Source organism: Bacillus sp. AFS018417, assembly GCF_002560985.1.
Lineage (GTDB): Bacteria > Bacillota > Bacilli > Bacillales > Bacillaceae_G > Bacillus_A > Bacillus_A rhizoplanae.
Genome location: NZ_NTTM01000079.1, coordinates 13,869 through 32,727 on the forward strand (window position 1 = coordinate 13,869; position 18,859 = coordinate 32,727).

An 18,859-nucleotide genomic window follows, 5' to 3' on the forward strand; every position below is an offset into this window, starting at 1 on the left:
GATTACAATTCGTGTGGTTTCCGAAATATACCATTTAATTATACATAAAATGGTAAGTTATGTTAATTGAATATATATAGCATACAACTAAAATCTCTTCTATTTAGTCTTACTTTTTGATAAGGGCGTGGATGATTGAGTTCTCTCATCTTTTATAGGTTCTTTCTGTCTTGGTATATTGTTTGCGGTATTCAACAGGAGAAAGGAAAGGGAATTTCAAGAGAACATAAACATTCGTAGATGAAGGATAAAGCTTCACTGAAATTAATTTCTGCTTTTGTGACTTAAGTTAACTCAAAATACTAACTAAACATGGAGAAAGGAGCTTGTTATATTGGAAGATTATTATTGGGATAATAAGTTGGATTATTTAAGGAATACAAGAGATTTATATTATAACGATGACTATTTAGGGTTTTTAGTGAATTCAGTTTGGAAAATTTCTAAACCCGTACATATCATTGACTTTGGATGCGGGTATGGATATTTAGGACTTAAACTGTTACCCCTGTTACCACTAGGTTCAAGATATACAGGTATTGATAAAGGACAGCAATTGATTCATACAGCAAAGAATCTGTTTCAGGACCTTCCATATGAAGCTGAATTTATTGAAGCTGATGTTACTGAAATTGAATTAGAGAGTAAGTATGACATAGCGGTGTGTCATGCCTTTTTGTTACATATGGCTGATCCGATAAAAATGTTGCAGAAAATGATTCATTCAGTCGTTGATGAAGGTAATATCATATGTTTTGAACCGCACTGGATTTCCAATATGTCTTCGTACAACCTTAACAAACACGACCAATCAGAAATTATTCAGCTTGGTTTTCTTCAAAAACTGTTCGAGGAAGATACAAAACGAAATGGAAAAGATGGAAACATCGGGAGTAAGTTACCGATCTATCTGAGCGAATTAGGTGTAAAAAATATTGATTGCCGAGTTAGTGATAAAGTTAATTTTCTAGACTCTAATATAAACGAAACAGATAAACAGAGATTATATGATTCACTCAAAGAAGAAGGATTAGGTGCAGCTCCTACTGAAAGGAAAGAGTTTATTGAGAACTTAGTAAATCGAGGGGCTACATTTACTGAAGCACAGGATCAGTATGAAGCAGAACTACGATTTTCTAAAGCATTTAATATTAATTCCTCTTTAATCTACGCCCCAAGTATGAAAATTACTTTTGGAGTGGTAAAAAAATAAGAAACATAGGTTTTAGAATTCAAAATGAAGAAAACTGCTTATTTATCATATCTGGCGAGCAGACCCTCATCTCAAGAGCGAAACGGTAGGTGGGGGTAGTTCAATTTATCTATCAAGATGGGATGGGCGAGGCTCTTATGATCTTAATTCGTACTAATGTGCTATTTTCCCTATTTTTAGCATCACTTGGCTTCTTATGTTTCGATATCACCAAAATCGTGTAAGATAAGTTATGACTTTACAAATAGCACGGCCGATTTTACTTGTCGGCCGTGTTTTTATATGTTTTGGTCTATATTCATTGTTATTAATTTTGAATCAAAAAAGGAAATTACCATTTTATGTAGAAAATGATAATTCTATAAATTGTCATATTATTTTGAAAGGAGGTGTACACTATGAAGTTCGGCAGTATTCTTATTGGAATGATTATTCCGTTTGCAGCTATTGTTGGTGTCTTACCATTTATTGCATCATCTGATATAAGCATCATGGGGTTCCCAATCATTTATTTTTGGATTTTTCTATGGCTGCCGCTTACCTCGCTTTGTCTTTGGTTATCTTGGATGTTGTATGATCGTCATAATCTGAAGGGGGATTTATAGAAAAGGGGGATACCGTATGTCACTTATTATTTTTTCTGTTATCATACTTTCTACTATTCTGTATGCTGTATATTCAAGACAGAAGAGTGAGCAAATCAGCGTAGAGCAATATTTAGTAGGAGGCCGACAATTTAACGCTATATTGCTATTTTTCTTAGCTGTGGGTGAAATCTACGGTGTAGGTACGATTTTAGGATTTCCAGGTGGTGTATATGCAAAAGGGCCAAGTTATGGAATATGGTTTTTAGGGTATATCTTATTGGCTTATGCTGTCGGCTATTTCTTTGCACCTTTAATTTGGAGGGCAGGTAAGCAGTACGGTGCTATGACCATAGCGGATATTTTTAAAGGTCATTACTCGCACCGAGGTCTGGAATTGACTGTTACCATAACAGCCCTTATTTTTTTGATTCCATGGGCTCAATTACAATTCGAAGGGCTGGTTGTTTCTTTAAATGCACTGGGGTTTCACTTATCAGCTCCTGTAGCGACTATTATCGCTGGAGTTATGGCTTATATATACATATCGGTATCAGGTGTCAAAGCACCGGCTATTATTTCTATCGTAAAAGATATCCTGATGTTTCTTGCTATTGTGATTGTAGGCGGAGCAGTTTTACACAAGGTTGGCAGTGTGTCCCACCTATTTGAAATGGCGAAACAACAGGGGGCTTTAGTCAAAGTTGACAAACCAATGGATATGAACTTTGCCATTTCAACTATCATTTTTCAAGCATTTGCATTTTATGCAGTTCCTCATGTTACAGGTGTATTTTTTACTGGTCGTTCTGAACGAGCGGTAAAAAAAGCACAGATTGTCATGCCGCTCTATATGTTCATGTTTCCGTTTTTAATTATCATCTCGTATTTTGCTCTGGCTACAATACCAAATCTAGACAAACCTAACAGTGCATTTATGGCTACGGCAATTTCTCTGCTGCCTCCATGGTTAATTGGCGTCATTGCAGCAGGAGCAGTGTTATCAGGCATTGTAGTACTATCTATGATTAGTCTCGTCATTGGTGCCTTAGTTTCCCGTAATCTTATAAAGAATATTTCGGAACAAGCGCAGCTAAAATCAATTAAAGCTGTAGTCATCTTATACTTACTGCTATCTATGGCCATAACGATTTTTGCTCCTAGCTTAATGATATCTCTTGTTAATACAGCTTACTATGGATTTGGACAGATTCTTCCAGGATTTATCGGTGTTTTCTTTATCCGTAAACTTACTCCAATTGGAATTGCTGCAGGTATTCTTGTCGGAGATGTGGCGGTACTTGGAATGAGTATAGGGAAAATTAGTATTTACAATATAAATATCGGCCTTATTGCTCTTATATTAAATGTAATCGTTGCATATGCAGTCAGTGTGTTATTTAAAAGTAATCCAATCTTCGTATCTCCTATCACAAAACAAGAAAATTCTAGTCAGCCTTCAATTTCGTCACAAAAACATGTGGGGAGCTAATCTTAAATATATTTTTAAAAATTATAGGAAGCTGATATAATGCAGCTTCCTATTTCAATTTAATTTTGTATTGGTATATGCTTGATTTTCTAAAATATATTCCAATCAGAGAAATAATGATTAAGGCAACCATAAAAGGACAAAACATCAATTGTATCCAATTAATCTCCATTCTCCAGCCTCCTTCAATAGCATGCATATTTCTATACTTCAATTTACAGTTAAAATCCTTTAGGTATGATAGAAATGTATTTTTTACTCCTGTGAAATTCATATTATTAGGATTGTCTATAGTAAAATATTGATATGTAATAGGAGATATATAATAAGAATCTGATAACGGGTTTGGGGAGGGATTTGAATGTCAGATAAAATTATTGTAGTACCTTATAAAAGTGAATGGCCAAGAGAATTTCAAGATCTAGGTAATTCGCTAAGAGTTGTTTTAGAGGACGTTGCGATAAGAATTGACCATATTGGTTCTACATCAATACCTGGTTTAGCGGCAAAACCAATTATTGATGTACAAATTTCTGTAAGAACATTAGAATTATTGGATTCCTTTAGGGAACCTCTAGAAAGTTTAGGGTTCATTCATAGGGCGGATAATTCAGATCGTTCTAAACGTTATTTTCGTGAAGCCCCTGGTAACAAGAGAACGCATATACATGTGAGACGCGAAGGGAGTTGGCCTGAGCAACTTGCGCTCTTATTTAGAGATTATATGCGCAATCATCCAGAAGACTGTAAACGATATGAAGACTTAAAATATAAACTAGTTAAAGAATACGTAAATGATCGAGGTATGTATACGGAAGCAAAAGATCCTCTAATTTGGGAGATTCTTAGAAAAGCGGATAAATGGAGTCAAAATACGGGATGGATTCCTCCAAAATCAGATGCGTAACAATCGCTTAAGTAAGGGGGCGAAAGAATGGTTAAAGCTGTTATTTTCGATTTAGATGGAACTCTATTAGATAGAGATAGTTCTCTTAAACTCTTCATTAAAGATCAATATAAGAGGTACATCAATGAACTAGAACATGTACCTGAAGAGCTATATATAAATCGATTTATTGAATTAGATAATAAGGGCTATGTTTGGAAAGACAAAGTATATGAGCGATTACTCCAAGAATATGTTATCTCTAGTTTAACTTGGGAGCAGCTGTTAGAGGATTACATAAGCAACTTTCAACATCACTGTATTCCTTTTTCTAACATGGAGCACGTATTACAAGAGCTTAAAAATAGCGGGATATTATTAGGTATGATTACAAATGGATTCACTGAATTCCAGTTACTGAATATTCGTGCTCTAGGGATTGATAAGTACATGGATATCATATTAGTTTCAGAGCAAGAAGGCCTTAAAAAACCTCAAGCTGAAATCTTCCTAAGAGCTTTAGAAAGATTAGGTGTCAGTTCTGAAGAAAGTGTATATGTAGGTGATCATCCAGAGAATGATGTAGTAGGAGCTCGGAATGTAGGAATGCATGCAATATGGAAGAAGGATACATATTGGGGAAATCCGTTTACAGATGAACATGTAATCGATGATTTAAAAGAGTTATTATCCATAGTTAATATTGTTACTAGGGAACTGTGACAAAGTTATTTGATAAATACCCATTTTGTATTAAAAAATAGGAAGCTGATATAATTCAGCTTCCTATTTCAATTTTTCTGATTTCTCCATTAATCTCGATTGATATGTTTTTCCCCAATTCCTCATTTGGACAATAATCGGCTCTAGCGTTCTTCCGAAATCAGTTAAAGAATACTCTACTTTAGGGGGAACCTCTGGGTAAACTTTTCTATGTACAATTCCGTCATTTTCTAGTTCGCTTAATTGTAAAGATAACATTCGTTGTGTAATGCCGGGGATTAATCTTCGTAACTCATTGAAACGCTTTTTTTCATCTAATAGATGATACAAAATAACACCTTTCCATTTTCCGCCGATAACATCTAGTGTTATTTCAACAGGACAACCCTCCTGGCAACCATAACCGCTTTTTCTATTCCTCATAAAGACAGCACTCCATAGTAATAATTATTGATGGTAACAGTAACACTAATGATACTATACTACATGAATGTGCCTTCTTACATAATTTAATTTTGCAATTTATAATGCAAGGAGAAGACAAATTTTATTAAACGGAGGAAATGAACATGAAAGCAATTGGTTTATTAGAATATTTACCAATCGAAAATGAGAACAGTTTGATTGATATTGAATTACCAAGACCTATACCGAAAGGAAGGGACTTACTCGTTAAAATCCATGCCATTTCTGTTAATCCCGTTGATACAAAAGTTCGAGCGCCAAAAGATAAGAAAGAAGAAGAGCCAAAAATACTTGGATGGGATGCTAGTGGCGTTGTTGTAGAAGTTGGGGAAGAGTGTACATTATTTCAACCGGGTGATGAAGTTTTCTATGCAGGGAGTATTACAAGACCTGGTACATATAGTGAATATCATGTAGTAGATGAAAGAATTGTTGGAACAAAACCGAAAAATTTAACTCACGCACAATCAGCTGCTATACCTTTAACAGCTATTACAGCGTGGGAAGGAATGTTTGAACGTTTAGCAATTGATTTTAATAATAAGGAAAAGAACAAATCCCAAAATATTTTAATCATTGGCGGCGCAGGTGGTGTAGGATCTATTGCAATACAATTAGCGAAATGGGCGGGTCTTAATGTCATTACAACAGCCTCTCGAACTGAAACGAAAGATTGGGTAGAAAACTTAGGTGCTGATTATGTGATCAACCACCATAAATCATTTAAAGAACAATTGTCACAGATTGAAATAGCAGAGGTCGATTACATTTTTTGCTTAAATAATACAGATCAACATTGGAATGGCATGGCAGAATTAATTAAACCACAAGGTGGGATTTGTTCTATTGTAGAAAATGAGAAACCATTAGCATTAGGTTTATTAAAAAGTAAAAGTGCTACATTTGTTTGGGAATTCATGTTTACACGACCTATGTACCATACAGAAGATATGATTAATCAACATCTCTTATTAAATCAAGTTAGTGAATTGCTTGAGCAAAATACGATTAAGACGACATTAAACAAGACGTTATCGCCAATTCACGCTGCTAATATTAGAAAAGCGCATGCGATGATTGAAACAGGAAGTACGGTTGGGAAAATTGTATTAGAAACATTTTGAAACTATAAATGAATAGTGATATATGGAAAATGGAGCTGTATGTATTACGGCTCCATTTTTACATGGATGAAAATGTATCCCGTTTATCTTTTCCGAAAATAAACGGCCTGTTCTTTTCTAATTTTATAGGATCGTTCATATATATATTATTTCAGAGAAAACACCTTGTAAGTAATATTTAATTGCTGTAGAAGAGTGAGTTTTTTCACCTTCAAATTTTTTATTGTGATTAGGAAGGAAAACGAGGGGGCGGTGAGAAAAAGCTTTTAAGAGGTGCAATTTACATGTATCTAGCGGGAGGGAATTGTATGTATATTTTTATTGGGATTGGAATTTTAATTGTGATCCTTGTTTTTTTATTAGCAGAAAAATTCGCTCCAAACTCGGTTATGATGGTGAGTTTTCAAGGGAAACAACTGAAAAAATTCCTTATAGGACTTACGATTATTTCTACCTTTTGTATTGCTTACGGAATATATCATAAAATGACATATAAACTCCCGTATATTGATATTACAATAGATAATGAGAAATATACTGTTTTTGGAAACATTGGAGAGTTAGGGTATTATTCGGATGCGTTGATTAAAAAAGGCCAAGAAACACAAATGTATATCATACTTTGGGAAGACATTCATCCAGCGGATGTTCGAATATTCATCACGTATCCATCTGGCAAAGAAGAAGTTTGGGAACCTAAAATGTCTCTGCTTACGGCTAGATCTATACAAGACTTGAATCAGAAATTTAAAATAAAAGAAATTTATGAACTGTCTCCTTATACGTTTAAAGAATCTGGAAATGTAAAAATAACTTTAAAAAATGGAGCAAATGTGATTGGAAGTATGCCTGTGAAAGTGAAAGAATCAAAATAATGATTCTTGAATTAACTGTAAGCGTCAAATATTCCCCACCTACAATTTGTCATTAACTCCTGAGATAATCTCCTTACATACTACATGTGGAGGTTTTTTTATGAAAAGACACCTATTAAAGAAAGAATGGGAAACTTATATTCAAGACTATAAAAGCAGTGGATTATCAAACGTTTCCTGGTGTCAAAAACAGAACCTACCAGTTCATTGGCTATATTACTGGCTGAAAAAATTATCACCTGAAACTGAAGATCAAAATAAAAATGAGCGTGTGAATTGGATTTCTATGAATGTCCCTGTCGTAGAAGAAAACATACACATCGCGAGGTGCTAGAGGAAGTGCCACCATGTATAGTGTGGTTGAAAGCGCCTATGTTGAAAAATAGGCGCTTTCTTTAATAATTTTAATTAACATTTTTTAGGTTCAACTTGTTGTTTAATTGCAAGTGATTTAGGCTTCATATTCACACAACAGATGCTCACAACAATGAATAAGAGTCCAACAAAAAGACTAAGGGTAATTGCTTCATGTAAAAAAATAGCACTCGTTATAATCGCAATAAGTGGAATGAGAAATGTATAGGCTCCCACTTTGCTTGCCTCTCCTGAGCCGATAAGTGTAAAGTAAGCTAACCAGCCCAATGCAATAACAAAGATAGAGACAAACAATAATATAGATGTAAATGGCACGTTCCAAACAATACTAGACCAGCTTTCAAATTCTGATCCAAACCCGATTAAGAAAAAGCCACCAATAATCAGTTGAAGTGTAACCATCCAAATTGCGTTTACACGATTACCGGTTTTTTTAATGAACACCGTACCAAGTGCCCAGCCAAGGGAACAGCCTAAAGCGAGTAATATTCCAACGATAGAAATATGACCACTTAAACCACTCGAACTTATAACAGCCACACCGGAAAATCCAAGAATCAAGCCGAAGATTTTTAATCCATACATTGCTTCTTCGAGCCAAATCCAAGAGAAAATACCGAGCAGCACTGGCTGAAGGAAAACGATAGCTGAAAACAGGCCAGCTGGCATATATTCAAGTCCTATAGTCTGAAGTCCATAAAATAATATGTTATTAAGTAAAGCGGAAATAAAGTATAAATGCCATGTTTTCTTTAAGTTCAACTCTTTATATTTTGGCAAGGCAAAAATAAGTAGGATGAATCCGCCTAACACTGTTCTCATTCCCGCAAACAACACTGGCGGCGTATAATGAAGAGCGAATTTTGACAAAGGCCAATTGATTCCCCACATGATGACAAGAAATGTGAGAAGTAAGGCCATTCTTGTTCGCGAAAGTTGTGTCACGTTATGACCTCCTTGTTGTATTTCATTTCACTATGATATGATATTGGACATAATAAATAAAATGAATCTTTTTTATAAGGAGTATAAGTAATTAGTTATGACTATTACGCAACTTCAAGTATTTGTAAAAACCATCGAAATGGGAAGTTTCACGAAAGCTGCTCAAAGTCTGAATATGACACAACCAGCTGTGAGCCACGCTATATCTAGTATTGAATCAGAATTAGGCGTCACACTAATCATTCGTGATAAGAGAAAAGGATTAATTCTTACTGATGTCGGGAAACGCATTCTTATTCATATTCGAGAGATTTTGAATGGGATAGAAAAGGTGGAACAAGAAGTAGCTGCAGAAAAGGGGCATGAAGTAGGGACAATTCGTATTGGAAGTTTTCCGAGTGCTTCCGCATATTTCTTACCTAAAATCATTAACATCTTTCGGCAGAAATATCCGAACTTAGAGCTGATCCTTTATGAAGGAACACTTAAGGAAGTAGAAGGTTGGTTATTGTCTCGCGTCATAGATATCGGGATAGTTATCCTTCCAAATGAAGAAATGGAAATTATCCCATTGACCAGGGGGAAAATGGTTGTGGTTCTACGAGATGATCACACCCTATATAAGAAATCAGCTATTACAATACAGGATTTGAATAATGAACCAATCATTATTTTTAAAGGGGGATATGAACCGCCGATTATCGATATGTTTAAACAAGCCGGAGTACCGCTTCGCATTGAATATGCAGTTTCTACCGTAACGACATCACTAAATATGATACAAGAAGGGCTAGGGTTGGCCATCTTAGCTGAATTATCCTTATCTAATCTCCCCCCGAATGTTCGAACTCGAGAGCTAGAACCACAAGTTTGGAGAGAAATTGGTCTAGCTGTCCCTTCATTAAAGGAATCATCGCTTGCAGTCCAATTATTTATTGAAGAGGTGCAAGAGCTGTTTTCTTTGTAAAATAGGCTTATCCCTTATATGAAGGGGGAGCCTTTTCTTTATAATTTTCTGTCCAAATTGTACGAGAAATGGAAGTTTAAAAGTAAACGTCAAGTAGCCCTAAAATATAATACATGAGTGGAGTATTTCGGGCCTACTTTTTGTTTGTTTCATTTTTTATTGGTACTCTGCATATAGACGGTAAATCAGATGAACACGGCAAGACTTTGTCTATTTCTTCTTTATTCATTAGATCTATGTTTGGTAGAGTTTCAAACAAATAGTGGAGATAATGATAGGGACTTAAATCGTTCTCAATTAACTGTGGATACAATTTGCTTCTTTTTATACAGCGTCTTCTTTTTAACAGGAGTCAGTGAATTTACTGTTGAATTTACAGGAAGTAGGGATTGCAAACGTACGGTGTTACTTAAAATCAAGGGAAAATAGAAATGAGAAGAAGGGAATGAATATTGGAGGGATTGGATTGTTCATAAGAGAGGCAACAGAAAAAGACGCAGAATGCATTTTATATATTCGAAAAAGCATTATATCTCAAAATGAGTTTTTTCTAGTTACAAGCGAAGAATTTCATGTAGATATTGAAATGCAGAAACAGAGAACAATAACAAATAGTCAACAAGGCGGTGTAACATTTGTTGCAGAAGACGGTGAACGTATTGTTGGTTTTTTAGTGTTTACTAGAAACTCAATGAAGCGCTTAAATCACACCGGCTCATTTGGAATAGGCATTTTAGATAATTATCGTAATCAAGGTGCAGGAACAAAAATGCTTTTACAATTAATAGATTGGGCAAAAACACAAGATGGCATAGAAAAAATTTGTTTAGGTGTTATATCAACAAATGAAAGAGCGATAAAAGTTTATGGAAAAATAGGCTTTAAAGAAGAAGGAAGAGAGAAGCAGCAAATTAAATTTGAGAACGGACAATATGCAGATAATATTATAATGGCATTGCATTTACAATAAAATCGTTTCATTCACTTCATCGGCGTATTGTGCCATATGCTAATTTTTACATAGTTTATTTCGAAGTATTGTATTATTTAGCTAGGAGGGTGATTTTATTTGGAAATCAAGATAAAAAAACAAGATTTTGATTTATTAACATGTGCTGATCTTAGTCAAAGATGCTTTGAACCTCTTATTAAAACTTATAAAAAAAGAGTAGTGGAACAGACTACCTTGAGTAGTTATCAGATTAAACAACAGTTTTATGAGCAATTAACTGAAGGTCAACGAGCGTTATTTATGTTCTATGCGTACTATAATCACGTAAGTAAATCACTTACCGAATTCTACTGGTGGAGCGCATATTTTATGGCTCAACCTCAAAGTTGGGCAGCACTCAAAGCTGGGATAAGGTATTTTAAGGATGAATCAATGCTTTCACTCTTAGAGAAAATTGAAAGAGAACTAAAGCATTATAATCATCCTGAGACATTAGAAGACTTTTCAATCACACGTGAAGAACTAGATAAAAACAAAAGACTTCAGGCATCTATCGAATCTCTACATATTATATTTGAAAATACTTCTCCATTTACCGTAAAAAAATAAACAACCATATTGAAAAAAATTTACAAGATTTTGTTGAGATTAAGGGTTAATTTTTTAATAGAATTTTAAATATCTTTATTGCCACTAATCACATTGTATTACAATATATTCAACTCCCTTCTTTTTTAATAATGTCACTATGTAAATATATATTCTTTTATTTCAATTATCTTAAATATAGTTATTAATATAATAATGAAAAATAAAGGAGGATTTCAATGACATTCCCAACTCTAGAAACCGACCGTTTAAGTTTAATTGAGATAAATCAAACGTATAGCCAAAATATATATGATATTTTTTCACTTGAAGAGGTAACACGTTATTATGGTATGAATTGTTTTCAAGAGAGGGAGCAGGTTGTTCGAATGATTGATTCTTTTTCGAAAAATTTTCAAGAAAAACGTGCAATTCGTTGGGGAATCGTTGTGAAGGAAACGGGGGATTTTGTCGGTACAGTAGGTTATAATAATTTACAACTTTGGAGTAAACGAGCTGAAATTGGTTACGATATTCATCCTTCTTTTTGGAGAAAAGGATATGCATCTGAAGCTGTTAAAGCGGTTTTAGAATATGGTTTTCAAGAATTAGATTTATTTCGTATCGGAGCTATTACCTATCCTGAAAATGAGGCATCATCTCATTTATTATTGAAAATAGGTTTTCAGAAAGAAGGATTATTGAGAGGTTATATTTATCAAAATCATCATTCAAATGATGCTTTAGTTTATTCAATTTTGAAAACAGATGGGGAGAAAGAGAGGAATCTCTAATATTAATCTTTCTCTGAGAATAGAAAACTACAAAAAATGAAAAGAAGAGGAGATATTTTGAGTCAAAATAAACAAGTTCAAACAGAAAAAGGGTTATCAACTATACAGAAAATGAAAAAATGGGCTAAAAACTTAAAGAAACAACTTCTTGTACTGTATTTAGCATATCGAGATGAAAGAGTCCCTTGGTATGCTAAGTTATTTACAATGCTTGTTGTTGCTTATGCTTTCAGCCCTATTGACTTAATTCCAGATTTCATTCCAATATTAGGGTATCTTGACGATCTCATTCTTGTTCCTTTAGGTGTCTACTTGGCATTAAAGCTTATCCCTGAAGAAGTATTAGAGGATTGTAAAAGGAAGATAGAAGGACAATCATCTATGAATAAACCTAAAAATTGGATAACAGGATTTCTTATTATTAGTATTTGGCTAATTATTTTTATATGGATTGGAAAACTTGTTTTATCATATACGAATCATTAATGGGTTATGAGTGGGCTATGTTTACTATAAAAAATGAATTAAAGTTCTTATAAGATGAAAGTGATGGTAATAAAACAAAACGAAATTAAAGTAGTAGTTGGAGCATTTAACAATAATCCAGGTTGGATTCAAACTCAAGAAGATGAACTTAGCTTATTAGTTGAAACTACCTGGGAAGAAAGATTTGAATATAATTCCATTTCAGCTGTTTTAGCTGAGCATGTATGGGAACATCTTACTTTTGAAGAAGGTGTAAAAGCAGCTAAAATTTGTTATAAATTTTTAAAACCATCAGGTCATATTCGTTGTGGCGTCCCTGATGCATTTTTCCCAGATGAAACCTACCAAAATATAGTTAAAGTAGGCGGACCTGGACCTAAACGCCATCCAGCTGCAAGCCATAAAATAGTTCATAATTATAAAACATTAACTAAAATGTTTGAGACTGCTGGATTTGAAGTAGTTTTACTTGAATATTGCGATGAAAATGGGCAATTTTATTAGAACGAATGGGATGCGAACGATGGTGTTATTTTCCGTTCAAAAAGGTATGATTCTAGAAATCAAGGAGATAAACTTGGTTTTCCATCGCTAATTGTTGATGCGATTAAACGGTAAGTAATTCAACCAACGCATGCGTTAGTTTCTGTAGTCTATTAAGAGTAAGAGGGGAGAAAATAAAAAGACTACATACTACACGCGTAAGTGCTACAAAAAAGGATAATCTAGCTTAAAAATGAATAAAAAAGGAATAATTATTCATGTGTATTGAATCAAGAAGGTGTAGCCTATAGTGGTAGTTATAAAAAACGTAGATATTAGGGTAAAGTTTCGCTTATAGTTAAAGGCTGTTTTCGTATTATTAATACTATACTAATAAGTAGAATACAAAGTATATAACGATGTATTTCTACTTATTTTTTTGTGGTTATATAAAAAATATCTATACTAATTATGTATAGTATTCATAGTTGTTATCATACATATGTTCGTGATATTGTTATGAGGAATATCGTTTAATAAGACCCTCTTCAGACCACTAAACTAACAACAGTGTTGTAGAGAATGTTGTGGTGTTGTTGTGGAGCATGGATGTGATTGTAGAAGTTTATCTTTACTTAAGCGAGGATTTAATATGACAAAGAAACCTTATGGAAAACACTGGAATGGAATTAAAGGATATCGGGTAATTGAAGGAAAGGATTTATATAATCATTATTTCGGCGGTCAAGATTGTGATTTACCCGTTTGTGAGCTATGCGGGGAGAAAATGCATCAAATATTTTGTTTTGATTTGAAAGATGAAAGGATTCCTGAACTTAAAGTTGATGAACTAAATATTTTACCATTGGTTTCTTGCCTGAACTGTGCGATGGTTTGGGAGCCTCAATATTTTCAGTTAAGTAATGGGGGTAAAACAGTTCAAATAATAAGTCAGGATAATACGGAAGATTGGATTATGGAAGAGGAATATAGGCTACCAGTGCTCCTCCCAAAAACAAATGTAAAGCTAATTAATATGAAAAATGAAGATATACCTACCAATGAAGAAAGCTACTGGGTGGCTTTTGATTTATTTGGTTCAGAATATTTATGTAGATTATTAGGTGCCCCTTTATACAATGATGTTCCAGACAATTTGGAATGTCCAACTTGTTCTAAAGAAATGAAATACATTGCTACAATTACACAAGATCTTGGGGAACGGGAACTTATTTCAGTTGTCGATTTTCAACTTGGTGAAATGAATATCTATTATTACTTATGCAAAGATTGTTCAGTTATAAAAACTGAAATACAAGGAACATAATAAGAAAATCTTGTTCTACTACCATATAAGAACAAGATTTTCTTACATATCCTGTGGTGAAGCATGGCTTCATGGATGGCTAACGAGTGCGTTAGTGTAAAAGAGCATAGAGAATATATGTAATACTGAATTTAACATAATGACGGAAATGTAAGTATTACGACACGACGACACATGTTGTTTAACAATATAGTTTTAAGGCGTATCAACACGTTGCTTGATACGCCTATTTTTTATGGTTTTTTCTTCATTTTATCACGACATTTTTTGGATTTATCGGGATGGTTATCCCGACTATCCAACGAAAGTGAGGCTCTTTTTGAAATGTGAGTAATCCTATCTGATCTTAGAAATTCGAATCAGTTCAATACGTCGAGTCATCTTCAATCCATCCTTCAAATTCTTCCGCTTTCTTTTTGCTTAATTTTTTTCCATTGATATATATGTTTTTCCATTCGTACAATTGTTTGTCTAAGTACACATAAAACTCAATGCGTACATTTTCTTTAGTGCTATAGTCATACCCCGAGAATTCCACCACGTAATGACGCCCTTCTTGTTTGATAAATTTCCATTTTGGGTGATCCGTATAAATTTCTAATGTGTCCCCTTCGTTGCTATCGCGTACAATGTTGGTGATGTTCGTTTGGGTTGGCAGATAATTCAACCCCATTTCTGCGCCGTAAACAATTGCAAACGCCAAAACATTGAGTCCGATCATAATTCCAATATGGGTCCCACCTTTTGTACGATAATAGGCATCTTGTTGAGTTTCTGATATGGTGTTACATTTTTTTATGATGCGTTCGACATGGTTGTAATACCAGCGGTTCCCCATATATCCAGATAGTAAAGATAATACTAAATAATAAATGAAATCCGTCCAAATCGGAATATCTGCAAGATAAGGGGGGATCGTCCAAAGAATGTCTATGAGTAAGAAAAGGATAAAGGGTTTGTACATCTTTCGATATGCGAACCAAAATGTATTAAGAAAAAATGCTGCCCAGTTCCATGTGTTCTGCTTCGCTGGATTTTTTACCTTACCCCATTTCAAATCATAATATGGTGTGTTCGTGCGAACGACCTTGTGTAGTTCTTGCTGCGATACGAGTTCATCTAATGCTCTCATCTATTTGTTTCTCACCTTTCGTTTTTATGCATACATTTTAGGATACGATAGCGAAATGCTGTCGTCCACTGTTTTTTGTTATCTTTTTGATGAAGGAAACATTATGTATTACCGCATTCCTACTTTTATACACTCATGAATCAATATGAATACTATCGACAAGAACGACTACGATATGGTCCTCAAATGAATGGATCCATAAATTTACTAAGAGTCATGAATTGAAAGCACTCAATTAAGAGCGCTTCCCTTTATAGGGGTTCTGCCACAGAGCCAACAACAAAAACATGTCGCGATAAAAGGAGTGGAAAACCCACTCCTCTTTCATTTTCTTATAATTGTTAAACAACATGTCTTTCCTGTTAATGTAAGCCTCAAACTTTATTTCTCTTGTCTTTCAGTAAAAAAGACTGACATAATGAGTCAGTCTTATTTTTTTGATGTGAAAATCAAAATTGAAATGTAACAGAGAGGCTTCTAGAAAATGGCATTCTTTTTCTAACGTTATATACATATATACATCGTGTTGTGGTTGAAAACATAAGATTTTTTAAAATTTAGTATTGATAATTCGCAAAGATCCTAGTTAAAATATGAAAGGTTTTTGATTTTTAGGAGGAAAGATGGAGAAGATAATAGGAATTCTTATGATTTTAGGCGGAGTATTACCTTTAGGATACTTTGTAACATCATTTTTTAAAAAATGGAGAGAACGTGGAAATAAATTTGTAGCTAAAGCACTAGCATTAATATTAATCAGCTTTATTTTCAATATCGGTGCTATTACGGTGTGTATAGGAGTAATAATAGTTGGTTGTGCACTAGTTTCTATAAGTTCATGAGTCGCAAATGCGGCTTTTTTTGTTGATTCCTTGTTACTAATAGATTTAATTAGATATCTAACACGAGTAAATATTACTTATGTGGATTTGAAATAAAGTCGTACCGTTTATAAAAAATTGCACCTTTATACCCCTTTAGATAATCTAAAGGGGTATATTTATAGTAAAAAGGAAAAGAACATCTGGAATTGAAAGATCGATTAAGGAACTGTTGAGTGACAATAAGTTGTTTCGTTAAAGGTTCATATTGTTGAAGATGCACTGTGAATAAAAATCAAAATACATAGTTAAGGAAGTGGATGGATGAATTTATTAACTGTTACTGAGGAATTTTTTAATTATGTAAGGGAGTTTTTACTTTTAAGATTTATACTATTTGCTTTGGTCCTCATGACTTTGTCCTTTGTCATAAACCGTATTATTGATTGGTTCTTTAGGAAGTCAAGCTTTTTTGATGAAGAAGTAGAACAGACGATTCAAAGTGTAATTCGTTCAATTTTAAGGTATGGAATTTTAATCAGTCTTGTTTTTTATCTAATTAGTCAATTTGTAGATATAAAAGGTATTCTTGCAGGTGCAGGGATTGCCGGAGTTGTCATCGGTTTTGCTGCACAACAGATGCTAAAAGATGTTATATTAGGGTTCGCAAGATTAGCGGACAAAGAGTTTCGTGTCGGCGATTTTGTTACTTTTAACGGAACAAGTTCAGGTACCATTGAGGAAATCGGTATTCGCTTTATGCAAATTCGTGAATGGTCGGGAAAACTCCTTACCATCCCACATGGAGAGATTAGAACGATACAAAATTTTAATAAAGGCTGGATGCGGGTTATTGAACGGATTACGGTAAGTTATCAGGAAGATCCTACAAGAATAAAGGAATTGTTAGAAAAAGTATGTGTTATCTGCAATGAAAAATTGGAACAAAGCCTATATAGGATAGAGGACGAGGCTGTTGAATCATTTCAATATGTTGGTGTTACAGACTTAAATCCAAATCTTAAATATGTTGGGTATGAATTTTGTATTGTAGGTTTGGTTAAACCTGAGGAGTATTTTGAAACCTCCAGGCAAGTAAGGTTTGAACTAATGTCTATATTCCATGAGAATCAAGTACAAATGCCAGCAGCGAATATGTTCGTTCATACTGAAAAATTACAGGAGATTCCTGGAGAGCAGCTTTCACCAAGCAGGTAAAGAAAACTAGCTGATTGGAGAACCTAGGTCAGTTCATGAGGTGTGATTGGAAATTATATTTAGAATTTGGGTTTGTAGACCGGCAGATTTCGATGAGCTTAAGGGGTTAAACAATTCCTCCTAAAAAAAGTAACTTCCGCACTCGGGCGCAATTCTGTAGCGAGAATTGTGCTTATTCTTTATGTATCGGGACAAATTCTTGAATAACTAATTGTGGAAAAAATAGCAATTTGAGATGGTGCGTTAGTGGAATAAGGAACATTATGTTAAGTGACAAAAAGTTGTTTAATTTACAATAAAGTCGCTTAAAAAATAATAAAGTTGTTTAATTCCTATTGGACTAACAGGCAGGTTAGTTGAAGAGTGCTAGTTAACTTGTGTTCAACAATTGGGCCAGTTTGTTGAGAATCTCGCTCAAAGAGAGTTGGTTATTTATGTTAAAATATTGCGAGTGAAATCAGGTTCTTAACGATTTTATCAAGTATCAAGCAAAATAATTCAGAAACGAAGAAGGGACAGTACTAACATGGAAAACATATCAAATGTAGATAAATTGGAGTCAATAAAATCTTTACAATCGACAATCAGTAAACTCGAAAATGCCTTGTCACAGATGACTCAGAAAGGCGCAAATACTACCTTAGTAAAGAAACGACTCAAAGCGGTTTGCATCGGCTTAGCAATGCTAGAAAACGTTTGGAATCAAAGACCCCATCATTACACCCAGGAAGATTTAACAGAAGCTCGCAATGTTCTTACTGGTTTGCTTCCATCAATTGAGAACATTTATGTTAAGTCAAAGGCTGGTAGTCCCCAAAGAACGCTTTTAGAAAGAAGAATAAAAGCATTGAAACTAGCTATTCAAGTGATTGACAATCTTTCTAATAAATAACTTATCTAACTAAATAGAGTAACGGGTGCTTTAGTTCAATAAGAATTTCCGTAGTCTTTTCAGAATAAATTAGTTAAAAAGAAAAGACTACATACTATACGCGAAAGAGTATAAAACAGAGGAATTATATAAAGGGTTAATTGGTTTTGGAGGAGGACATAGCCCATAGCGGGAGGCGTATCCGCAGATGTGAAGCATCGAGGATCTTAAAAATAAGAATAATCAACTAAACAAAGGATTATAAATTAAGTAAAAATAATCAGCTATCTAGACAAACGAGTGAGTTATTGACTAATATATGTTTCATTCAAAAAAAGTTTTAGACTAAAGAATAAAGTAATAGACTGTTAAAAAATAGTTGTAGATGTTAACGAATAATAAAGTTGTTTAAAAATATGGTACGGAATGGGATTTTTCATACCATATTGTCTTTTTGTGTCCTATAATAGAAATATTTTGATATTTGTTTAGTTAACAAAAAAGAGAGACCAAATGTTTGAACTGCCCCCCAATTGTT

20 protein-coding genes and 2 pseudogenes are annotated in these 18,859 nt (G+C 34.0%); 18 read left to right on the forward strand and 4 right to left on the reverse strand.

The genetic code is table 11. The annotated features are described in order from the left end of the window. Nucleotides 1-334: 334 nt before the first annotated feature. From CN326_RS22450 to CN326_RS22470, 5 genes are all read left to right on the forward strand, one after another. Nucleotides 335-1,213 (forward strand): methyltransferase domain-containing protein, encoded by an 879-nt coding sequence (locus CN326_RS22450; RefSeq protein WP_098311181.1) that lies wholly within the window; start codon nucleotides 335-337, stop codon nucleotides 1,211-1,213. 398 nt (nucleotides 1,214-1,611) lie between these two features. Continuing rightward, nucleotides 1,612-1,818 (forward strand): DUF3311 domain-containing protein, encoded by a 207-nt coding sequence (locus CN326_RS22455; RefSeq protein ID WP_098311182.1) that lies wholly within the window; start codon nucleotides 1,612-1,614, stop codon nucleotides 1,816-1,818. A 16-nt stretch (nucleotides 1,819-1,834) separates the two neighbouring features. Beyond that, nucleotides 1,835-3,289, forward strand: coding sequence for a sodium:solute symporter family protein (locus CN326_RS22460; RefSeq protein ID WP_098311183.1), 1,455 nt, complete (start codon nucleotides 1,835-1,837; stop codon nucleotides 3,287-3,289). A 361-nt stretch (nucleotides 3,290-3,650) separates the two neighbouring features. Further along, a complete protein-coding gene (locus CN326_RS22465) occupies nucleotides 3,651-4,196 on the forward strand; it encodes a GrpB family protein (protein WP_098311184.1) in 546 nt (181 codons plus the stop codon). 27 nt (nucleotides 4,197-4,223) lie between these two features. Further along, the gene (locus tag CN326_RS22470; protein WP_098311185.1) at nucleotides 4,224-4,898 is read left to right on the forward strand and encodes an HAD family hydrolase; all 675 of its coding nucleotides are present in this window, start codon (nucleotides 4,224-4,226) and stop codon (nucleotides 4,896-4,898) included. Between the two features lie 63 nt (nucleotides 4,899-4,961). Here the strand turns inward: CN326_RS22470 and CN326_RS22475 are convergent, their stop codons facing one another. Continuing rightward, complete coding sequence (locus tag CN326_RS22475) at nucleotides 4,962-5,321, reverse strand: winged helix-turn-helix transcriptional regulator (RefSeq protein ID WP_098311186.1); 360 nt, start codon at nucleotides 5,319-5,321, stop codon at nucleotides 4,962-4,964. 146 nt (nucleotides 5,322-5,467) lie between these two features. On the opposite strand from CN326_RS22475, the gene CN326_RS22480 reads away from it, so the two are divergent. The 3 genes from CN326_RS22480 (at nucleotide 5,468) to tnpA (ending at nucleotide 7,696) form a co-directional block, all read left to right on the forward strand. Then, nucleotides 5,468-6,487, forward strand: a complete 1,020-nt coding sequence (locus tag CN326_RS22480) for a zinc-binding alcohol dehydrogenase family protein (protein ID WP_098311187.1) — start codon at nucleotides 5,468-5,470, stop codon at nucleotides 6,485-6,487. Between the two features lie 308 nt (nucleotides 6,488-6,795). Next, complete coding sequence (locus CN326_RS22485; protein WP_098311188.1) at nucleotides 6,796-7,362, forward strand: hypothetical protein; 567 nt, start codon at nucleotides 6,796-6,798, stop codon at nucleotides 7,360-7,362. A gap of 100 nt (nucleotides 7,363-7,462) precedes the next feature. Further along, on the forward strand, nucleotides 7,463-7,696 hold the full coding sequence (tnpA, locus tag CN326_RS22490) for an IS66 family insertion sequence element accessory protein TnpA (protein WP_098311189.1): 234 nt from the start codon (nucleotides 7,463-7,465) through the stop codon (nucleotides 7,694-7,696). A gap of 74 nt (nucleotides 7,697-7,770) precedes the next feature. On the opposite strand, the gene CN326_RS22495 is transcribed toward tnpA, so the two are convergent. Beyond that, on the reverse strand, nucleotides 7,771-8,682 hold the full coding sequence (locus tag CN326_RS22495; RefSeq protein WP_098311190.1) for a DMT family transporter: 912 nt from the start codon (nucleotides 8,680-8,682) through the stop codon (nucleotides 7,771-7,773). A 97-nt stretch (nucleotides 8,683-8,779) separates the two neighbouring features. On the opposite strand from CN326_RS22495, the gene CN326_RS22500 reads away from it, so the two are divergent. Continuing rightward, a complete protein-coding gene (locus tag CN326_RS22500; RefSeq protein WP_098311191.1) occupies nucleotides 8,780-9,649 on the forward strand; it encodes a LysR family transcriptional regulator in 870 nt (289 codons plus the stop codon). Between the two features lie 133 nt (nucleotides 9,650-9,782). Here the strand turns inward: CN326_RS22500 and CN326_RS25625 are convergent. Next, nucleotides 9,783-9,944: pseudogene (locus tag CN326_RS25625) on the reverse strand (IS66 family transposase); the annotation flags it as partial. Nucleotides 9,945-10,094: 150 nt separating this feature from the next. Between CN326_RS25625 and CN326_RS22510 the strand changes: the two are divergent. The 6 genes and pseudogenes from CN326_RS22510 to CN326_RS22535 all read left to right on the forward strand — a co-directional run bounded on the left by CN326_RS22510 (nucleotide 10,095) and on the right by CN326_RS22535 (nucleotide 14,279). Continuing rightward, a complete protein-coding gene (locus tag CN326_RS22510) occupies nucleotides 10,095-10,619 on the forward strand; it encodes a GNAT family N-acetyltransferase (RefSeq protein ID WP_255258191.1) in 525 nt (174 codons plus the stop codon). 99 nt (nucleotides 10,620-10,718) lie between these two features. Then, nucleotides 10,719-11,210 carry a hypothetical protein gene (locus CN326_RS22515; RefSeq protein WP_098311192.1) on the forward strand — a complete coding sequence of 164 codons (492 nt, stop codon included), beginning with the start codon at nucleotides 10,719-10,721 and terminating at the stop codon, nucleotides 11,208-11,210. A gap of 218 nt (nucleotides 11,211-11,428) precedes the next feature. Next, complete coding sequence (locus CN326_RS22520; RefSeq protein ID WP_098311193.1) at nucleotides 11,429-11,983, forward strand: GNAT family N-acetyltransferase; 555 nt, start codon at nucleotides 11,429-11,431, stop codon at nucleotides 11,981-11,983. Nucleotides 11,984-12,040: 57 nt separating this feature from the next. Then, nucleotides 12,041-12,469 (forward strand): YkvA family protein, encoded by a 429-nt coding sequence (locus CN326_RS22525; RefSeq protein WP_255258192.1) that lies wholly within the window; start codon nucleotides 12,041-12,043, stop codon nucleotides 12,467-12,469. A gap of 63 nt (nucleotides 12,470-12,532) precedes the next feature. Next, nucleotides 12,533-13,087: pseudogene (locus CN326_RS22530) on the forward strand (class I SAM-dependent methyltransferase). Nucleotides 13,088-13,604: 517 nt separating this feature from the next. Further along, nucleotides 13,605-14,279, forward strand: a complete 675-nt coding sequence (locus CN326_RS22535; RefSeq protein ID WP_098311195.1) for a hypothetical protein — start codon at nucleotides 13,605-13,607, stop codon at nucleotides 14,277-14,279. Nucleotides 14,280-14,643: 364 nt separating this feature from the next. Here the strand turns inward: CN326_RS22535 and CN326_RS22540 are convergent, their stop codons facing one another. Beyond that, a complete protein-coding gene (locus CN326_RS22540; RefSeq protein WP_098311196.1) occupies nucleotides 14,644-15,411 on the reverse strand; it encodes a DUF2628 domain-containing protein in 768 nt (255 codons plus the stop codon). 623 nt (nucleotides 15,412-16,034) lie between these two features. On the opposite strand from CN326_RS22540, the gene CN326_RS22545 reads away from it, so the two are divergent. The 3 genes from CN326_RS22545 (at nucleotide 16,035) to CN326_RS22555 (ending at nucleotide 18,342) form a co-directional block, all read left to right on the forward strand. Beyond that, a complete protein-coding gene (locus CN326_RS22545) occupies nucleotides 16,035-16,253 on the forward strand; it encodes a hypothetical protein (protein ID WP_098311197.1) in 219 nt (72 codons plus the stop codon). A gap of 303 nt (nucleotides 16,254-16,556) precedes the next feature. Next, nucleotides 16,557-17,450: a mechanosensitive ion channel family protein gene (locus tag CN326_RS22550; RefSeq protein WP_098311198.1), complete on the forward strand. Its 894-nt coding sequence runs from the start codon at nucleotides 16,557-16,559 to the stop codon at nucleotides 17,448-17,450. 526 nt (nucleotides 17,451-17,976) lie between these two features. Then, entirely contained in the window at nucleotides 17,977-18,342 is a 366-nt protein-coding gene (locus CN326_RS22555) for a hypothetical protein (protein ID WP_098311199.1), read from the forward strand. Nucleotides 18,343-18,859 lie beyond the last annotated feature (517 nt).